The organism is Streptomyces sp. NPDC039736, from assembly GCF_055596485.1.
The window spans coordinates 34,519-54,462 of record NZ_JBVIUQ010000006.1; the positions used below are offsets into that span (position 1 = coordinate 34,519).

The 19,944-nt window shown below is 73.8% G+C and carries 11 protein-coding genes; 7 read left to right on the top strand and 4 right to left on the bottom strand.

Annotated features, from left to right (window positions below; translation table 11 throughout):
* Positions 1–124: 124 nt before the first annotated feature.
* From ACZ56L_RS19630 to ACZ56L_RS19645, 4 genes are all read right to left on the bottom strand, one after another.
* Positions 125–706 (bottom strand): hypothetical protein, encoded by a 582-nt coding sequence (locus tag ACZ56L_RS19630; RefSeq protein ID WP_471065284.1) that lies wholly within the window; start codon positions 704–706, stop codon positions 125–127.
* Positions 707–811: 105 nt separating this feature from the next.
* Positions 812–2,389, bottom strand: a complete 1,578-nt coding sequence (locus ACZ56L_RS19635; RefSeq protein ID WP_471065286.1) for a M16 family metallopeptidase — start codon at positions 2,387–2,389, stop codon at positions 812–814.
* Positions 2,390–2,391: 2 nt separating this feature from the next.
* Positions 2,392–3,345: a hypothetical protein gene (locus ACZ56L_RS19640; protein WP_471065288.1), complete on the bottom strand. Its 954-nt coding sequence runs from the start codon at positions 3,343–3,345 to the stop codon at positions 2,392–2,394.
* 95 nt (positions 3,346–3,440) lie between these two features.
* A complete protein-coding gene (locus tag ACZ56L_RS19645; protein WP_471065290.1) occupies positions 3,441–4,703 on the bottom strand; it encodes a nucleotide sugar dehydrogenase in 1,263 nt (420 codons plus the stop codon).
* 322 nt (positions 4,704–5,025) lie between these two features.
* Here ACZ56L_RS19645 and ACZ56L_RS19650 point away from each other — a divergent pair, with 322 nt between their 5' ends.
* The 7 genes from ACZ56L_RS19650 (at position 5,026) to ACZ56L_RS19680 (ending at position 19,916) form a co-directional block, all read left to right on the top strand.
* The gene (locus tag ACZ56L_RS19650; protein ID WP_345228894.1) at positions 5,026–6,732 is read left to right on the top strand and encodes a glycerol-3-phosphate dehydrogenase/oxidase; all 1,707 of its coding nucleotides are present in this window, start codon (positions 5,026–5,028) and stop codon (positions 6,730–6,732) included.
* Between the two features lie 310 nt (positions 6,733–7,042).
* Positions 7,043–9,499 (top strand): serine/threonine-protein kinase, encoded by a 2,457-nt coding sequence (locus tag ACZ56L_RS19655; protein WP_471065292.1) that lies wholly within the window; start codon positions 7,043–7,045, stop codon positions 9,497–9,499.
* A 197-nt stretch (positions 9,500–9,696) separates the two neighbouring features.
* A complete protein-coding gene (locus tag ACZ56L_RS19660; protein WP_471065294.1) occupies positions 9,697–12,432 on the top strand; it encodes a protein kinase domain-containing protein in 2,736 nt (911 codons plus the stop codon).
* Positions 12,433–12,686: 254 nt separating this feature from the next.
* Complete coding sequence (locus ACZ56L_RS19665) at positions 12,687–14,432, top strand: serine/threonine-protein kinase (protein WP_471065708.1); 1,746 nt, start codon at positions 12,687–12,689, stop codon at positions 14,430–14,432.
* Between the two features lie 105 nt (positions 14,433–14,537).
* Positions 14,538–16,241: a serine/threonine-protein kinase gene (locus ACZ56L_RS19670; RefSeq protein ID WP_471065296.1), complete on the top strand. Its 1,704-nt coding sequence runs from the start codon at positions 14,538–14,540 to the stop codon at positions 16,239–16,241.
* Between the two features lie 122 nt (positions 16,242–16,363).
* Positions 16,364–17,980 (top strand): succinic semialdehyde dehydrogenase, encoded by a 1,617-nt coding sequence (locus tag ACZ56L_RS19675; protein WP_345228890.1) that lies wholly within the window; start codon positions 16,364–16,366, stop codon positions 17,978–17,980.
* Between the two features lie 85 nt (positions 17,981–18,065).
* A complete protein-coding gene (locus ACZ56L_RS19680; protein WP_345228889.1) occupies positions 18,066–19,916 on the top strand; it encodes a GMC family oxidoreductase in 1,851 nt (616 codons plus the stop codon).
* Positions 19,917–19,944: the final 28 nt, after the last annotated feature.

A 19,944-nucleotide genomic window follows, 5' to 3' on the forward strand; every position in this document is an offset into this window, starting at 1 on the left:
GCTAGGGCGGGTGGGGCGGGGGTAAACACATACACGGCAGCCCCTCCCATCCCTACCGGAACGAGAAAAGCGGAACCGGTTAACGGAGGAGAGGCCCCCCGGGCCACTTCGCGTGTGCGGGCCCCTAGCGGGCGGCCTTCTTGGCTCCGGTCACCGCGCCGAAGGCGGCCAGGGCGAAGAAGAGGAAGCTGATCGGCTCCAGGCTTTCCTGCCACAGGTCGTGGACGGCGGAGAAGTCCTCGACCAGCACGTCGACGAAGGAAGCGCCGCCGAAGGTCTTGCCGATGAGGAGCGCGATGCCCAGGATCTGGCCCAGGTAGGCCGCGATCAGCGCGAACACCGCCGTGACCACGGGCACCACCGGGTTCGGGCCGGCGATCCTGGCCGCGACCAGGCCGGCGAGGAGACCGATGCCGAAGGTGAAGTAGCCGACCTGGAAGGTCACGTTGCTCAGGATCACGGCGTAGATCCCTCCGCCGACCAGCGCCGCCGCCAGTCCGGCCAGGAGGCCCAGCCCCACGTTGCCCCGGCGTGCCGGGGGACGCGGGTGGCCGCCGCCGAAGCCGCCGGACTGCCCGCCCTGCGGCCGGCCGGGGAACTGGCCCTGCGGGAACTGGTCCGGCTGCTGCGGCCGGCCGTACGGGCCGGGCGGTTGGCCGTACGGATTGCCGCCGGGCTGCTGGGGCGGCGGAGCGGAGTAGGACATGGACGGTTCCCCCCTGGGCGCGCACGTGTGTAAAGCGCGCGTAAGTTCGATTGTGCGGGCTGACGGTAGCAGCCGGTGCCGACAGGTGGTGTGCGGATGACGGGGTCAGCCCTGGCGGAGCCTGCGGCGGGCCCGTTTCCACAGGGTGGACCGGGCGCGTCCGGTGTTCGGCTGCGGGACGGCCTCCGGGGGGCGGGGCGGCATCGGGACCACCGCGTGGGCGGGGACTCCCGCGTCGATGACGGCGAGGTCGGCGGGGGTGACGGGGAAGAGGGTCGGCTCGACGGTCAGGGTGAAGCCGTCGAAGCCGGTCAGGTGCCGGGCGCCGTCGGGGCGGACGAGGAGGGCCGCGCACTCCGCGTACTTGACGGTCACCGCGTTGCCCGGGGCGGTCAGGGTGACGGCCTGCGGGTGGATGATCAGCGTCTCCCCGCTGTCGTCGAGCGCGGGGAAGCGGCGGCCGGTGACGATCTCGGCGGACTGCTGCGGGGCCTCGGCGAAGCCCGCCCAGTCGGCGCCCCGGGTGGGGACCTGGAGGAGGGCGTCGGCGGACACCTGCTCGGCGACCGCGTGCAGGTCGGCGACGGTGGCGGCGTGCAGTTCGGCGGTGAGTTCCGCGACGGAGGCGCGGCGGTGGCCGGTGAGGAGGGAGAGGGCGTGGGCGGGCAGCAGGGCCGCCGCCAGGTCCGGCGTCTCGAACTGCCGCAGCTTGGCCGTCCGTACGGCGTCCAGGTCGGCCTGGGCGACACGGCCCGCGCGCAGCGCGGCCAGGACGTCGACGAAGCCGCCGACGACGGCGTCCTGCTTCTGCGGCAGGGCGTCCGCGAGGGCGGTGATCGTGGCGAAGCCGGCGTCGCGCGGGGAGTAGTCGGCGGTCGCCGTGTAGGAGAAGCCGCCCTCCTGGCGCAGTTCGCGGAAGAGCACCCGGCCCAGCACGTCGGCGAACAGGCCGGCCGCGGTGGAGCGCCGGACGACCGCGTCCATGACGACGACGCCGGATGCGCCGCGGAAGTACGCGGGGGTCTGCGGCAGCGCGGAGTGGACCTGCGGCACGGGGTGCGGCGGGCCGGTGGGCAGGGTGAGGTCGAGCCCGGCGGGGAGGGTGTCGCTGGTGATCCACAGGACGGCGTTCTCCCGTGTGAAGCGGGTCCGCGCCCAGTGCCGTACGTGCTCGGGGCCCAGGTGCCACAGGCCGTGTTCAGGGTAACTGAGCAGGCCGTGGCCGCGCGCGCCGTAGCGCCACAGCGCCATCTGGTGGTTCGCGCCGTGCCCGCGGTGGGCGGCCTCGGTGCGCAGGATCTCGCGCTCGGTCTCCAGACGTTCCAGAGGGAGGTCGCGCAGGGCGGCGCAGACGCCGTTGAGGTGGGCGGCGACGTCGGCGAGGTCGCCGTCGACGTGGAAATGGGTGTACGTGGCGGCGGTGGCGCCGTTGTAGTGCAGGTCGGAGAGGCCGTGCCGGTGCAGGGCGAGGTGCTCCACGAGGTGGGTGAGGCCGGCGGTGGCGAGGGTCTCGTCGGCGCGGCCCACGCGGAAGAAGAGCCCGGCGGAGACCGGGCCCGGGCGCGGGGCGAGCAGGACCCGTACCCCCTGGACCTCCAGGAGGCGGATGCCGTCGGGGTGTTCGGCCACCGGCGTCGGGCAGTGCGCGGGGCCCTCGTACAGGGGGACGTCGTAGTGCGTCATGGTCAGCCTCTCCCGAGCGCGGACGCGCGGTGCTTGGAGAACGCGGCGGCGGCGTCGCGGCCGGGGAGGAAGAGCCACGGGTGCTCGTCCGCGCAGTTGCCGAGCGCGCGGAAGTGCGGGGCGGCCTCGGCGTGGCGGCCCGCGACGGAGTGCGCGAACGCGAAGTAGGTGTGCGCGGTGACGCCGTGGAAGCCCGGCCGGAAGGACGGGTGCAGCACGGACGCGGCGGCGGCGTTCAGGAGGGAGTCGCGGACGTCGGGGCGGCGCAGGTAGCCGGTGGCCTCGGCGCCGTCCAGGTCGCTCCAGTGCTCGAAGTGGGCCTCGGCGACGACCGCGGGGCTCTGGCTGCCGGGCGGCGCGGCCCGCGCGCACGCCTCGGCGAAGCCGTGTGCGGCCTCCCAGGAGCCGCCCCACTTGGGGCACGACTGCTGCAGGAGCTGGCGCTGCGCCGGGTAGTGGTGCGGGTGGTGGGCGGCGAGGCGGTCGTAGCGGCGGCGGGCCTCGCTCTGGCCGAGTTCCAGGCCGCGGGCGGTGATGCCGCGCAGGTACCAGGCGAGCGCGTACGCGGGGTACTGCGCGCACACCGCGATGAGGAGCTGTTCGGCCTGCCGCAAGTGGGCGTGGAACTGCTCGAACTGAGCCGCCGTCACGTGCTGGGCGCGGGCGCCGCTGCGGATCTCCCAGCCCAGCGAGATCAGCCGGTCCGCCAGCAGCACGCGGGGCAGCGGGTCGGCCGGATACAGGTCCGCCACCTGCCGCAGAAACGTTTCGCTGCCGTGGGTGCCGCCCACGGTCCGGCAGGCCGCGGCCTCCTCGTCCGGGTGGTCGAGGGCGGCGAAGTACCGGACCAGACCCGGCCAGTCCCGGGCGCCCGTCAGGTGGCGGGCGCGGGCGAGCGGGGGCGAGACGACCAGCGGGTCGAACTGGGGCCGTGCGGACGGCGGAGCAGGGGGCACCGCCGGATCATAGGTGGTGGGGGGAGTGTGCGGACAAGCCCGTATCGGCGGGCCCGCGCCGGACGCCGCGGGCGGGGAGGGGGCGGAGTGGCCGGTCAGAGCCGGTGCGCCGCGCCCGCCGGGCTCGCGCCCCGGGTGTCCAGGAGGAGTTGGGCCTTCACGGCCAGGCCCTGGAGGTCGTACGTGCGGTGGTTCTGGAGCAGGATCGTGAGGTCGGCCGCCGCCGCCGCCTCGTAGAGGGAGTCGGCGCGCGGGACGGGCACGTCGCGCACGCGCCAGTGCGGCACGTACGGGTCGTGGTAGGTGAGGTGGGCGCCCATGTCGCGCAGCCGGGAGGCGATCTCGGGGGCGGGGGAGTTCTCCTGGTCGGCGAGGTCGGGCTTGTAGGAGACGCCGAGGAGCAGGACGCGGGCGCCCCGGGCGGACTTGCCGTGCTCGTTGAGGAGGGTGGCGCAGCGCTGGATGACGTACGCGGGCATCCGTCCGTTGATCTCCTGGGCGAGGCCCACCATGCGCAGCGGGTGGCCGGGGGTGCGGCTGTTGTACGAGAGGTAGTTGGGGTCGAGGGGCAGGCTGTGGCCGCCGACCCCGGGCCCGGGGCGGAAGGCCTGGAAGCCGTAGGGCTTGGTCTCGGCGCAGCGGATGACGTCCCAGAGGTCGACGCCGAGGTCGTGGCAGAGGACGGCCATCTCGTTGGCGAAGGCGATGTTGACGTGCCGGTAGTTGGTTTCGAGTACGGCGACGGTCTCGGCCTCGCGGGGGCCCCGGGCGCGGACGACCTTGTCGGTGAGGCGGCCGTAGAAGGCGGCGGCGGACTCGGTGCAGGCGGAGGTGAGGCCGCCGATCACCTTGGGGGTGTGGGCGTAGCCGTGGGTGCGGTTGCCGGGGTCCAGGCGGCTGGGGGAGTGGGCGAGGTGGAAGTCGCGGCCGGCCCGCAGGCCCGAGCCCTGCTCCAGGAGGGGGCGCAGGAATTCTTCGGTGGCGCCGGGGTAGGCGGCCGACTCCAGCAGAACGGTGGTGTGCGGGCGCAGCCGGGCGGCGAGCGTGCGGGCGGCGGCCTCGACGGCGGACAGGTCGAGGGTGCGGTCCGGGCCGATCCGGGTGGGGGCGCAGATCACGGCGGTACGGACCCGGCCCAGCTCGGCGGGGTCGGTGGTGGGGCGGAAGCCCCGGGCGAGCATCCGGCGGATCTCGGCGGCGGTGAGCGAGCCCTCGACGGGCGGGCGGCCGGCCGCGAGCTCGGCGACGGAACGCGGATCGGTGTCGTAACCGATGGTGGCGATGCCGGCGGCGACGGCGGCCTGGGCGAGAGGGAGACCGAGGTGACCGAGTCCGATGACGGCGAGATCTGCGGGCATGGCGTGAGCCGTCCTTCCCTTGAGTCCGCAGGGGCGCCGGGATCGCCCTTAACCGAGGGCGGGTCGGTGCGCAACCGCTGTGGACAGTTCGAGCCGAGGAAATGTCAGACTAGGCGTAAATATGACCGTGATGGGGGATTTGCGGCTCGGGCCGTCCCTCGTCACCCCCTTCGCGCCTCCCCTTCGTCCCCCCGTTGTCCACAGGCGGTGGCTGAAGCGGCCGCCTGCGGCGAGAATCGGGGGGAGTGACCCGGCTCGTACCTGTACGGGACCACCGCACCAAGCGCACCAGCCGCACCAACCGCACCAACGGGAGGCAGCAGTGAGGACAGCGACACTGGGACCGGCCGAGCGCGACGAGGCGCTCGCCGCGATGGCCGAACGGGAACTGGACGTGCTGGTGGTGGGCGCGGGCGTGGTCGGTGCGGGCACGGCGCTGGACGCCGTGACCCGGGGCCTGTCCACCGGCCTGGTCGAGGCCCGCGACTGGGCCTCGGGCACCTCCAGCCGCTCCAGCAAGCTGATCCACGGCGGCCTGCGCTATCTGGAGATGCTCGACTTCGCCCTCGTGCGGGAGGCGCTGAAGGAGCGGGGGCTGCTGCTGGAGCGGCTCGCGCCGCACCTGGTGAAGCCGGTGCCCTTCCTCTACCCGCTCCAGCACAAGGGGTGGGAGCGCTGGTACGCGGGCTCGGGCGTGGCGCTGTACGACGCGATGTCGGTGTCCTCGGGGCACGGGCGCGGCCTGCCGATGCACCGTCACCTGACGCGGCGGCACGCGCTGCGGGTGGCACCGGCGTTGAAGAAGGACGCGCTGACCGGGGCCCTGCAGTACTACGACGCGCAGATGGACGACGCCCGCTACGTGGCGACCCTGGTGCGGACCGCCGCCGCCTACGGCGCGCACGTCGCCAACCGGGCCCGGGTGATCGGCTTCCTGCGCGAGGGCGAGCGGGTCGTCGGGGTGCGGGTCCAGGACGTGGAGGCGCAGGGCGAGTACGAGATCCGCGCCAAGCAGGTGGTCAACGCGACCGGGGTGTGGACGGACGACACCCAGGCGCTCATCGGGGAACGCGGGCAGTTCCACGTCCGCGCCTCCAAGGGAATTCATCTCGTCGTACCGAAAGATCGAATTCATTCGTCGACCGGATTGATTTTGCGCACCGAGAAATCGGTCCTTTTCGTCATTCCGTGGGGCAGGCACTGGATTGTCGGGACGACGGACACCGATTGGGATCTGGACAAGGCGCATCCCGCGGCTTCCAGTGCCGATATCGACTATCTGCTGGAGCACGTGAATTCCGTGCTGGCCGTTCCGCTGACCCGCGACGACGTGCAGGGCGTGTACGCCGGCCTGCGGCCGCTGCTGGCCGGTGAGTCGGACGCCACCAGCAAGCTCTCCCGGGAGCACACGGTCGCCCACCCGGTGCCGGGCCTGGTGGTGGTCGCGGGCGGCAAGTACACGACGTACCGGGTGATGGCGAAGGACGCCGTGGACGAGGCCGTGCACGCGCTGGACGTGCGGGTCGCGGAGTGCGTCACCGAGGACGTGCCGCTGGCCGGGGCCGAGGGCTACCGGGCGATGTGGAACGCCCGGGCGAGGATCGCCGCCCGTACGGGGCTGCACGTGGTGCGGGTGGAGCACCTGCTGAACAGGTACGGATCGCTGGCCGAGGAGGTGCTGGAGCTGATCGCCGGGGACCCCGGTCTGGGCGAGCCGGTGACCGGGGCGGACGACTACCTGCGGGCGGAGGTCGTCTACGCCGCCTCGCACGAGGGGGCCCGGCACCTGGACGACGTGCTGACCCGGCGCACCCGCATCTCGATCGAGACCTTCGACCGGGGCACGCTCAGCGCGCTGGAGTGCGCGGAGCTGATGGCGCCGGTGCTCGGGTGGGACAAGGGACAGGTGGAGCGGGAGGTGGAGCACTACCAGAAGCGGGTGGAGGCCGAACGCGAGTCGCAGCGCCAGCCCGACGACCTGACGGCGGACGCGGCCCGGCTGGGCGCGCCGGACATCGTGCCGCTGTAAGGAGGACGGGGACGAGGTGCCGGTGTCCGGCGCCGGTCCGGGTGGATTCCGTACGGGTATCTGACGGGATATCCGTACGGGAGGTCCGCACGGGAGAGCGGGTGCGGGGTGCGGCGGTTGTCCGTCGCGCCCCGGGGGTGTTGGCGGTCCGTGCGTGGGGGACAATGGGGGCTCTGCCAGGGCGGGTTGCCGCATCGTCGGAGAAGCTGCCGAGAAGGTCTGCGGCATGTGCGTACGCGTGCGTAACGAGTGCGTACATGTGTGTACGGCCGGGGCGCGGGGCGAAGATCAGGGATCGCAGAGGGGACGCATGTCGGACGAGCCGGAGCAGTCGCGGAAGAGCACGCAGGATGCCGTGTCCGACGAGAAGCGGGATGCTGCGTCCGGCGGCGGGCGGGACGCCGGGACGGGTGCGCCTCGGGGTGTCGCTCCCCGGGGCGACGGCTCGCGGGCGGACGGACCCCGGGGCGACGGGCCCCGGCCCGGCGACGAGGCCGTGGCCGGTCCCAAGGTGCCGGGCGCCAGGCCGGCGAGCGATTCCGGGCCGGTGGGCGGCCCCGGGACCGCGGGTGGCCCCGAGCGCGCCGCCGGAGACGCCAAGGCCCGTGACCCCAGGGCGACGAGCGACGCCAAGCCGGCGTCCGGTTCCAAGGCCGCGGAGGCCAAGCCGGTGATCGGCTCCAGGGCTGGTGACGCCCAGTCGGCGTCCGCCCCCAAGGCCGCCGATGCCAAGCCGGTGACCGGTTCCAAGGCCGCCGATGCCAAGCCGGCCTCCGCCCCCAAGGCCGGTGACGCCAAGGTCCGTGAGGCCAGGGCCGGCAGCGGTCGCCGGAACAGCGCCGTGTCCGACGAGGCCGCCTCCGAGGCAGCCAGGGACGCCGCGTCCGACACCTCCAAGGAGGTCGAGGGGCGGTTGCTCGCCGGGCGCTACCGGCTCGGCGACGTGCTGGGGCGGGGCGGCATGGGCACCGTCTGGCGTGCCGTCGACGAGACGCTGGGCCGCACCGTCGCCGTCAAGGAACTGCGCTTCCCCACCGCCATCGACGAGGACGAGAAGCGCCGCCTGATCACCCGCACCCTGCGCGAGGCCAAGGCGATCGCCCGGATCCGCAACCACGGCGCGGTCACCGTCTTCGACGTCGTCGACGAGGACGACCGTCCGTGGATCGTGATGGAGCTGATCGAGGGCAAGTCCCTCGCCGAAGCCATCCGCGAGGACGGCCTGCTGACGCCCCGCCGCGCCGCCGAGGTCGGCCTCGCCATCCTCGACGTGCTGCGCGCCGCCCACCGCCAGGGCATCCTGCACCGCGACGTCAAGCCCTCCAACGTGCTGATCGCCGAGGACGGCCGGGTCGTCCTGACCGACTTCGGCATCGCCCAGGTCGAGGGCGACCCCTCGATCACCTCCACCGGCATGCTCGTCGGCGCGCCCTCGTACATCTCCCCGGAGCGGGCGCGCGGCCACAAGCCCGGCCCCGCCGCCGACATGTGGTCGCTCGGCGGGCTCATCTACGCCTCGGTGGAAGGCGTTCCGCCGTACGACAAGGGTTCGGCGATCGCCACCCTGACCGCCGTGATGACCGAGCCGGTGGACCCGCCCAAGCACGCGGGCCCGCTGGAGGACGTCATCTACGGCCTCCTCGCCAAGGACCCCGAGCAGCGCCTCGACGACGCGGGCGCCCGCGCCCTGCTGAACGACGTGCTGGTCCGCCTGGACGAGGCGGACGCCGCCGGGGACGAACTGGCCCGCTCCGACGCCACGAAGCTGGTTCCGCTTCCGCCGGTCCCGGAGGAGAGGTCCGCCCCGCGCCCGCCGAAGGCGGCCAAGGCGCAGAAGGCCCCCAAGGTCACGAAACCCGCCGCCGCCTCGGCCGCCGCGGCGGCCCCCGTCGCTCCCGCGGTGGCGGGCCCCGCCGCGGCGGGTGCGGCGACCGCCGCGATGCAGTCCAGCGGAACGGGTTCCGGTTCCGGCGGCACGCCGCCCGGCACGACCGGCGGGATGTCACCCGACACGCGCAAGAAGGTCCTCCTGGCCGTCGCGCTGGTCGCGGTCCTCGCCGTCCTCGCCACCGTGCTCGTCATCGCCCTCAGCGGCCAGGACCAGGACCCGGGCGCCACCGGCAAGGGCGGCGCGCAGACCAGCGGCGCCACCGCCGGCGGCGACTCCAAGAACGCGGACAAGGACCCGGCGAAGGACCCCGCCAAGGACAAGGACAAGGACAAGAACACCGCCGCCCCGGACAAGGGCACCGGCGGCAGCACGCCCCCCGGCACGCCGGACCAGGGCAAGCCCGCCGACGGCGCGGCCCCCGCGGGCTACACGACCGTCACCGACGACCGCTTCCACTTCACGATGGCGATGCCCGAGGGGTTCCGCCGCACGGACATAGCGGGCAAGAACTCGGGCGGCATATACAACAAGGAGAAGGGCGGCTTCCCGCGCGTCCAGGTCGACTTCACCCCCACCCCCGGCCCCAACGCGGCCGCCGCCTGGTTCGGGGCGGTCACCTCCGTCGCCCGCTCCAGCAGTGACTTCAAGCAGATCGGCATCGAGCCGGTGGACTACAACGGCTACCCCTCGACCGCCGACTGGCACTTCGAGCGCACCGAGCAGGGCCGCCGGACGCACGTCCTCAACCGCGGCTTCAAGGTCGACGACAAGCGCGGCTACGCGATCATGGTGAGCTGCCCCGCCGACGAGTGGGACGGCCCCGAGTGCAAGCAGCTCCGCGACACCGCCTTCGCCACGTTCAAGCCGACCGGCTGAGCGGCGACTTTGCCGGGATGAGGTGACACCGCCGCGCAACGGGGTATTGCCACGTATCGTGAGACCCCGTGGACCGTACGCAGCCGCAATGGGCCGGTAAAGGACCGGAATTGACGGCTTCGGACGGCCCGCACGGTCTCGGTGGACGGTTCCGCCGGTCAGGAGCGGCGGGCGAACGCGCACATGGGGGAGGCGTCGTGGACGAGTACGCGGGACGGGTGCTTGCCGATCGCTACCGCCTTCCGCTGCCCCCCTCCGACGAGTACGACCTCGTGGAGACGCGCGCCTTCGACACCCACAGCGGCCAGGAGGTCCTGGTCCGCCAGGTGCCGCTGCCGGAAGTGGTGGACGCCGAGTTCCTCGACGCCGACGGCGCGCCCGTCCACCGGCGCAACGTCCCCGGGCGCGGGACGCCGCCCCGCGCCACCGATCCGACCGTGCTGCGCGCCGTCGAGGCCGTGGAGGCGGTCGCGCAGATCCCCGACCACCCCCGGATAGACCAGGTCTACGACGTCTTCCAGGAGGACGGCTCGCTGTGGATCGTCAGCGAGCTGGTCTCCGCGCGTCCGCTCGCCGCCCTGCTCGCCGAGGCCCCGCTCAGCCCCTACCGGGCCGCCGAGGTCGCCTCCGACGTGCTGACCGCGCTGCGCGTGCTGCACGCGCACGGCTGGACCCACCGCAACATCACCGTGCGCACCGTGCTGGTCTGCGACGACGGCCGCATCGTGCTCACCGGTCTCGCGGCGGGCGCCGCCGAGGAGGCGTTGTGCGGGTACGCCCCGATTCCCGGCCGCGCCCCCGCCGACCCCGGCACGCAGGACGGCGGCTGGTCGGACGGTACGGTCCCGGTGCCTCGCGGGCACGTCGCCCCGGGTGAGGAGGAGACCGCCGAGCGCCCCGCCCTTCCGGCGCTCCCCTCCGCCTTCCAGAGCGAGGAGCGGCCCCCCGCGCAGGACCCCAGAGCCGCCAGGGCCGGGGCCATAGCCGCTTACCGGGCGGGCGCGCGGGCGGCGGTCCAGGCGACCGAGGAGCAGCGCCGCCAGGCCGACCCGGCCCGTGGGCCGTACCTCCAGGACCAGGACGGCGGCCGGCCGCCCGCCGCGGACTACGGCGCTGGCACGGGCCCGATATCCCCCTACGGCGACCCGCCGGACCGCCCCCGCACCCCCGCCGTCGCCCCGCTGGGCCAACGCCCGGGCGCGGCCCCGCCGTACCCCGGGACCACCGGCCGCCCGGCCTCCGCCCCGGGCGCACCGCCGCGCACGCCCGACGCCCCCCGCACGCCGGAGGCCCTCCGCACGTCCGAGGGCTCCCGTACGTCCGGCGCTTCCCGTGCGTCCGAGGACTCCCGTACGACGGCGAGCGCCCCCGGCGCCGGTGTCGAGCGGGCCGGTGAGTCCGCGCCCGGCGCGGGCTGGCACGGCGCGGTGCCCCGGGGCGGGAGCGGCGCCGGCGGCGAGGCCCTGCGCGCCGACGACATGCGCCACGGCCGCCCCGCCCCGGCGCCGGGCGCACCCCACGCGGCCCGCGCGCAGCTTCCCGCGCCGGGCCACAAGCCCGAGCAGCGGCCGTCGAAGGGCGGCGGGCGCTGGGACGACGTCATCGCCGGGCTGCCCTACCGGGGCCCGAGCACGCCGCTGGCCGCCGAGCGTGCCCGGCAGACCCGCATCAACGTCGTCGGCGCGGTCACCGAACGCTGGGCGCCCGAGCAGGCGGGCCCGGTGCACGTCAACTGGCAGCTCGCGCCCCCGATCGGGCCCGCCACCGACCTGTGGGCGCTCGGCGCGCTGCTGTTCCGCGTCGTGCAGGGCCACGCCCCCTATCCGGAGGACAACGCGGCCGAGCTGGTGCAGATGGTGTGCGCCGAGCCGCCCGCCTTCGCGGAGGACTGCGGTCCGCTGCGGCCCGTCGTGGAGTCGCTGCTGCGTCAGGACCCCACCGAGCGGCCCGACTTCGAGGAACTGCGCGGCTGGCTGCGGTCCCTGGTGCGCTCGGCGCCGGAGCCGGAGGCGGGCGCCAAGGTCGTGCCGGTGCCCTCGCCGCCCGACGCGGCGCGGCTGCCGATCGTACGGCGCAGGGGCGAACTCGTCCGCAGGCGCAAGGGCAAGGGGAAGAGCGCCGCGAACCAGGGCCGGCACCGGCACAAGCAGCCCAAGGGTGCGGCGAAGGCCGAACCCGCCCGGCCGCCCAGGCCGCAGCGCGGCCCCCGCGAGCCGCGCATCGGGGCCCGGCAGCCGCGCTCACTGGGGCGGTGGCTGCTCGTGCTGGTGTTCGCGGTGCTGGCGGCGGCCGTGGTGTACGCGGTGAAGTTCATGCCGCAGGACCAGGGGGCGGCCAACGGCCAGAACACCGGCAGCGGGCAGCCCGCGCGGTCGCAGCAGCCCCCGCAGCCCGCGCAGACGTCCGACGGCGAGCCGCCCGAGGAGTCCGGCAGGGCGTCCGAGCCCGCGCCACCGCCCGAGCGCACCGCGGACTCCGGGCTGACGCCCGGGTACGAACTGGTCAAGGACGCGAAGGGCTTCGAGATCGCCGTCGGCAAGAACTGGCGGCGCGAGGCGGGCAGCAACGGCCAGGTGCGCTACTACAACGGCGACATCGAACTCGTCGTCGTGCCGGGCCGGGACACCGTCAGGGAGATGGGGCCCGACCCCATGGAGTACCAGCTCAAGACGGAGCCCGAGACGCAGCCGCTGCGCGACTCCACCTGGGCCACCAGCGAGGGCCTGCGCAGCATCGGCGTCGGCCGACAGGCGGGCGCCGAGGCGCAGTTCAAGTGGCGGGACCGCAGCACGCGGTGGGTCTTCGTCCGCAACCGGGTGATGATCTTCAACGAGAAGTACCACATCGTCCAGGTCATCGGGCCGGACTCGCAGCGCGACGAGGTCACCCGGGTCTACGAGGCGGCGGCCCCGCACTACCGGCCCACGTCCTGAGTTCCGCGCCCCCGGTTCCGGCCGCGCGGCATCACGGTGCGGTCTCGCTGATCGCCCCTGTGTTCCCCGTCCGCGCCCGCGATCCGTAATCTGGGTCGCCGAGACACGGGGCGGTGGGCGGGATCGTGGAACACGCGGGGCACGCGGAGAACGCAGGCGGCAGGAACGCGGCGGACGGCGCGGGAAGCGGCATACGGACGGGCGAACTGCTCGCCGGCCGCTACCGGCTGGGCGACGTCCTGGGCAGCGGCGGCATGGGCCGGGTCTGGCGGGCCAGGGACGAAGTGCTGCACCGCACCGTCGCCGTCAAGGAGTTGCGGGCCGGACTGTACGCCGCCGAGGCCGACCGGATCGTGCTGCACGCCCGCACCCAGAAGGAGGCGCGGGCCGCCGCCCGCATCAACCACCCGGGCGTCGTCACCGTGCACGACGTGCTGGAGCACGACGACCGTCCGTGGATCGTCATGGAGTACGTGGACGGGCCCTCCCTCGCGGACGCCCTCAAGGAGACCGGCAGCGTCTCCCCGCAGGAGGCGGCCCGGATCGGCCTGCAGGTCCTGGGCGCGCTGCGGGCCGCGCACGGGGTCGGCGTGCTGCACCGGGACGTGAAGCCGGGCAACGTGATGCTGGCCAAGGACGGGCGGGTGCTGCTCACCGACTTCGGCATCGCCGCCATCGAGGGCGACTCCACGATCACCAGGACCGGTGAACTGGTCGGCTCGCTGGACTACTTGGCCCCCGAGCGCATCCGGGGCGAGGACCCGGGACCCGCCTCCGACCTGTGGGCGCTCGGCGCGACGCTCTACACGGCGGTCGAGGAGCGCTCGCCGTTCCGCAGGACCTCGCCGATCAGCACCATGCAGGCGGTGGTGGCGGAGGAGCCCTCGCCGTCGTACCACGCGGGGGCGCTCGCCCCGGTGATCACCGCCCTGCTGCACAAGGAGGCCGGTGAACGCCCCTCGGCGGCCGAGACGGAGCGGATGCTGTGGGAGGTGCGGGAGGGGCGGCGGCCCCGGGCGGCGCAGGAGTACGTACCGACGCGGGCGGTGTCCCAGGAGGAGCTGAACCCCGTGACGCCGATGCCGCCGACGACGCCGCAGCCGGAGGCGGTGAACGTACCGCAGCAGTACCCCTACCCGCCCGCCCACCAGCACCCGTCGGCCGGGCACACGCACCCGACCGGACATCCGCACGCGTCGTCCGGCGGGCAGGCGCCGCCGTTCCCGCACACGTCGCCGCAGGCCCCCGCGTATCCGCAGCCGTACCCGCCGTCGCCGACGCCACCGTCCTCCCCGTCGTCCGCGCAGGGCAAGTCGCCGGGCAAGGTGCTGCTCGTGGTGCTGGCGGCGGCGGCCATCGGCGGCGGGGCCGTCTTCGGCGTGCTCCAGTGGAAGGGCGGCGACACCTCCACCGGCGACGACCAGGCCTCCGTCTCCGGAGGCCGGCAGGGCGGCGGCGAGTCCACCAAGGGGCAGGACCAGGAAGCCGGCAAGGAGTCCGGCAAGGACACCGCCAAGGAGACCGGCAAGGGCGAGCCGACGAAGGACACGCTTCCGGCCGGCTGGCGCGAGGTCGGCGAGAGCCGGTTCAGCCTGCCCGTGCCGAAGGGCTGGCAGCGGAAGCAGACCGGGCCGAACCAGTACGACTACACGCCGGACGACGGCCGCCACATGATCCGCATCAACGTCGATCCCACGCCCGACTACGACAACCCCTACGACCACCTCGTCCAGTTGGAGAAGGGCCTCGGCAAGCAGCTCCCCGACTTCCGGCGGGAGCGCCTGGAACAGGACACCTACCGCGACCGGAGGAGCGGCGTCCTGGAGTTCACCTTCCGCGAGAAGGGCAGGACGCCCGGCCCCCGGTACGCGGTGGACATGCTCTACGTCGACGAGACCGGCCCCGAGTACGCGCTGTACGTCACCGGGCCCGCCGCCGAACGCGAGACCACCAAGGAGCGCTTCGACGTCCTGACCAGGGGCTGGCGCATCAAGCGGTAGCGCTCCCCACCGGCCCGTGGCGCCGGTGTGCTGACGCGGTCACGGCTCTGCATCGCTCAGCCGCCTCCGTGGCGACGGGGAGCGTGTACGCGTCAGGATGGGCGCATGACGAACGACGGGGGACAGGCGTTCGAGCCCACCAGTTACGGGCTCCGGCCGCCGGACGCACCACAGCAGCAGCCCGCACGCGCCCACGACGGCACCCGGCCCACGCAGGCCCGGGCGCCGCTCCCGCCGCCCCGCCCGCCGCAGGGCCCCGCGCGTGATCAGGCGCCCGCCGCACCGGCCCGTTCGGCCGACCCGTGGTCGGGCCGCACCATCGGCGGCCGCTACCGGCTGGTGTCCCGCCTCGGGCACGGCGGCATGGGCACGGTCTGGCGGGCCCACGACGAGATCGTGGACCGCGACGTGGCGGTGAAGGAGCCGCGCGTCCCTGACCACCTCCCCGAGCGCGACCGGCAGAACGTCTACCTGCGCATGCAGCGCGAGGCGCGGGCCGCCGCCCGGATCGACCACCCCAACGTGGTCACGGTGCACGACGTGGTGGTCGAGGACGGCAAGCCGTGGATCGTGATGGAGCTGGTCCAGGGCCACTCGCTGGCCGGCCGCCTCCAGGAGGGCACCCTCGACGCACGGGACGCCGCCCGCATCGGCCTCGCCGTCCTCGGCGCGCTGACCGCCGCCCACCAGGCGGGGGTGCTGCACCGCGACGTCAAGCCCGACAACGTGCTCCTCGGGCAGAACGACCGCGTCGTCCTCAGCGACTTCGGCATCGCCCGGGTCGAGGGCGAGCAGGGCCTCACCGAGACCGGCGGCTTCGTCGGCTCGCCCGAGTTCGTCGCCCCCGAACGGGTGCTGGGGCAGCGGCCGGGCCCCGCCTCCGACCTGTGGTCGCTGGGCGTCGTGCTGTACGCGGCCGTCGAGGGCATGTCCCCGTACCGGCGCTCCAACACCCCCGCCACCCTCCAGGCCGTGCTGTCCGCCGAGCCGCAGGCCCCCGCCCGGGGCTCCGGCGCGCTGGGGTCGCTGGTGATGCGCCTGCTCCACAAGGACCCGGCGGCCCGGCCGGGCGCCGCCGAGGTGCGCCGGGCCCTGGAGAAGGCCGCCGGACAGGCTCCGCCGCCGCCGGTCACCCGGGTGCTGAACCGGTCCACGGCCGGGGACTGGGTGCCGCCGGTGCTCCGGCGCAGCAGGAAGGCGCGGTTCGGGCTGCTCGGCGGTGTCGTGGTGGTCGCCCTGGCGCTGCTGCTCGTCCTGCTCAACCCCTTCGCCGGTGACGGTCCGCCGGACGGCTGGAAGCTGCACCGCGAACTCCAGAGCGTCACCGCCGAGGTGTACCTGCCGGGCGACTACAAGAAGCAGGAGGACGACGACCCGGGGATCGAGCGGTACTACGAGCCCGGATACGTCTTCCAGGTCCATTTCGAGCGGCGCCCGCTGGCCGAGGTCAAGGGCACCGACGTGCAGCCGGAGAAGTCGGACTGGGCGGAGTACTACCGCAAGGGCGGCAAGAACGGCATGGACATGAAGAAGGCGGAGGTGAGGAGCCTCGACACCACCTGGCAGGGGAGGGAGTCCTTCGACACCGTCGTCGACTACACGCCCTACAGCACCAGCGACAGCGACAAGGACCCGATCCGCTACCGGCACCACGAGCGGATGCTGGTGAGCAAGGAGAAGCAGGCGTACTGGCGGCTGAAGGTGTCCATGCCCTCGGAGGGCAGGTTCGCGGCCGAGGGCGAGCGGTTGTTCGACGACATCGCCAAGTACCTCAAGATCCTGGATCTTCAGGGATCCGCCGACTCCTGACCCGGGAAGCGCCCCTGATCAGGGCCTATGTGCCAGCGACTGCTGGCACGGTCGTGCGGGGCCGGTGAAAAGCCGTTACCGACGGGTACCAAAAGTGCCCGCCGGGCCATACGCTCGCGTTCATGACGGACTCGCAGGCCCTCACGGCACCCCTCGGCACCAACCCCCTCGCCCCCGCGCCCGCCGGCGCGCGCACCGCCGCCGACGTGGTCACCCCCGAAGTGGTGGCGCAACTGACCCGGGGCGTGGTCGGTTCGGGGCGGACCGCGAGCCACACCCCCTTCACCGGCGAGAAGCTGGCCGACCTCCCCGAGTCCACCCCCGAGGACGTCGCCCTCGCCTTCGAGCGGGCCCGCACCGCGCAGATCGCCTGGGGCGGCCTGCCGGTCAAGCAGCGCGCCGCCGTCCTGCTGCGCTTCCACGACCTGGTCCTGGAGCGGCAGGCCGAGATCCTCGACCTGATCCAACTGGAGACCGGCAAGGCCCGCCTGCACGCGCACGAGGAGATCCAGGCCGTCGCGATGGCCGCCCGCCACTACGGCCGCCAGGCCCCCGCCTACCTGAAGCCCAAGCGGCACACGGGCGCGGTGCCCGTCCTCACCAAGGTCACCGAGCAGCGCCAGCCGCGCGGCGTCGTCGGCCAGATCTCGCCGTGGAACTACCCCTTCGAGCTGTCCGTCGGCGACTGCCTGCCCGCCCTGGTCGCGGGCAACGCGCTCGTCATGAAGCCCGACACGGAGACCGCGCTGTCCGCCCTGTGGGGCCGTGACCTGCTGGTCGAGGCGGGTCTGCCGCCGGAGGTCTTCCAGGTCGTCCTCGGCGAGGGCCCGGTCGTCGGCCCCGCCGTCGTCCAGCACGCCGACTACGTGTCCTTCACCGGCTCCACCCGCACCGGCCGCGAGATCGCGCAGAACGCGGGCGCCCGCCTGGTCGGCGTCTCCCTCGAACTCGGCGGCAAGAACGCCATGCTGGTGCTCGCGGACGCCGACGTGGAGAAGGCCGCCGCCGGCGCCGTCCGCGCCTGCTTCGCCTCCGCCGGGCAACTGTGCATCTCCATCGAGCGGCTGTACGTCCACGAGTCGGTCGCCGACGACTTCGTGCAGCGCTTCGTCGCCCGCACCAGGGCGATGCGCCTGGGCAACGCCCTCGCGTACGGCGCCGACCTGGGCTCGCTGGTCGGCCCGCGCCAGTTGGAGACCGTCACCCGGCACGTCGAGGAGGCCGTCAGCAAGGGCGCCACCGTCCTCACCGGCGGCACCGCCCGCCCCGACGTCGGCCCGTACTTCTACGAGCCGACCGTCCTGGAGGGCGTCGAGAGCCCGATGGCGGTCTGCGGCGAGGAGACCTTCGGCCCGGTCGTCTCGATCTACCGGTTCCGCGACGAGGACCAGGCGGTCGCGGAGGCCAACGGGACCCCGTACGGCCTGAATGCGAGCGTCTGGACCAAGAGCGCCAAGCGCGGCCACGCGGTCGCCTCCCGCCTGCGCACCGGCACGGTGAACATCAACGAGGGCTACGGCCCCGCGTACGCCAGCGTCCGGGCCCCGATGGGCGGCATGAAGGAGTCCGGGCTGAGCCGCCGGCACGGCTCCGAGGGCATCCTGAAGTACACCGAGGCGCAGACCGTCGCCCAGCAGCGGCTGATCCCGCTCGCCCCGGCCTTCGGAATGGACGACGAGAAGTACGCGGCCTTCATGACCGCCGGCCTCAGGGCGATGAAGGCCCTGCGCCTGCGCTGACGGACCGGGGCGGGGCGCCGGGAGCGGCGCCCCGCCCGCCCTGCCCGGCCGCTCCCTCCACCTTTCACCAGAACGAGGAGTGCACGTGTCACAGGAGAGCTCTGCCCAGAACACCGGGGACGACGGCGAGTTCGACTACGACGTGATCGTCGTCGGCTCGGGCTTCGGCGGAGCCGTCTCCGCGCTCCGGCTCACCGAGAAGGGGTACCGCGTCGGCGTCCTGGAGGCCGGCCGCCGCTTCACCCGCGACACCCTGCCCAAGAACTCCTGGGACCTGAGGAACTACCTGTGGGCTCCCGCGCTGGGCCTCTTCGGCATCCAGCGCGTGCACCTGCTGGGAAAGGTCATGGTCCTGGCAGGCGCGGGCGTCGGCGGCGGCTCGCTGAACTACGCCAACACCCTGTACGTGCCCCCCGCCCCCTTCTTCGAGGACCCGCAGTGGGCGGGCATCACCGACTGGCAGGCCGAACTCGCTCCGTACTACGACCAGGCCAAGCGGATGCTGGGCGTACGCGTCAACCCGACCATGACCCCCTCCGACGTCCACCTGCTGGCGACCGCCGAGGCGATGGGGGTGGGCGACACCTTCCGGCTGGCCCCGGTGGGCGTCTTCTACGGCGACGGGCGGGACGCCGACGCCACCTCGGCGTCCACGCCGGGCGAGGAGGTTCCCGACCCCTACTTCGGCGGCAGGGGACCGGCCCGCAAGGGGTGCATCGAGTGCGGCGAGTGCATGACCGGCTGCCGGCACGGCGCGAAGAACACCCTCAACGAGAACTACCTCCACCTCGCCGAGCGGGCCGGCGCCGTCATCCACCCCATGACCTCCGTCCTCGGCCTGGCCGAGCACCCCGACGGCGGGTACCGCGTCGCCACCGCCCCCACCGACGCCCGCCGCAAGGGCACCCGGAAGATCTTCCGGGCCCGCCGGGTCGTCGTCGCGGCCGGAACGTACGGCACCCAGACCCTCCTGCACGCCATGAAGGACGGCGGCCACCTGCCCCGCGTCTCCGCGAAGCTGGGCGAGCTGACCCGTACCAACTCCGAGGCCCTGGTGGGCTCCCAGACCACCGACCGCCGCTACCGCAAGGCGCACGGCGCCCAGCTCGGCACCTCCGACGGCTCCGGGAAGGTCGACTTCACCCGCGGCGTCGCCATCACGTCCTCGATCCACCCCGACGCCAGCACCCACATCGAGCCGGTCCGCTACGGCAAGGGCTCCAACGCCATGGGCGCGCTGTCCATCCTCCAGGTGCCGTACGCGGAGAAGTTCCCGCGCGTCCTCGGCTGGGCGGTCAACATGCTGCGCCACCCCACCCTCGCCGCGCGCTCCCTCTCCAACCACCGCTGGTCGGAGAAGACCATCATCGGCCTCGTCATGCAGTCCCTGGACAACTCCCTGACCACGTACCGCAAGCCGGGCGGCATCGGAAAGGGCCTGCTCACCGCCCGCCAGGGCCACGGCGCGCCCAACCCCCAGCAGATCCCCGAGGCCACCCGGGCCGCCTCCCTGCTGGCCGAGGAGATCAACGGCTTCGCGGGCAGCAACGTCGGCGAGCTGATGGGCACCCCGCTCACCGCGCACTTCCTGGGCGGCTGCCCGATCGGCGCGAGCGCGGCCGAGGGCGTCATCGATCCGTACCACCGCCTCCACGGGCACCCCGGCATCTCCGTCGTCGACGGCTCGGCGGTCTCCGCCAACCTCGGGGTCAACCCCTCCCTCACCATCACCGCGCAGGCGGAGCGCGCCATGTCGCTGTGGCCCAACAAGGGCGAGCCGGACCCCCGCCCGGCCCAGGGCGAGGCATACGTGCGGCTCGCGCCCGTCGAGCCCAGGTCCCCGGCCGTCCCCGCCGACGCCTTCGGCGCGCTGCGGCTGCCGCTGCTGGCGGTTCCGGCGGTGCCGCCGAAACGGGAGCCGAGGAAGACGCCGTAGCGGCGGGCGGGTACGCGAAAGGGGCTGC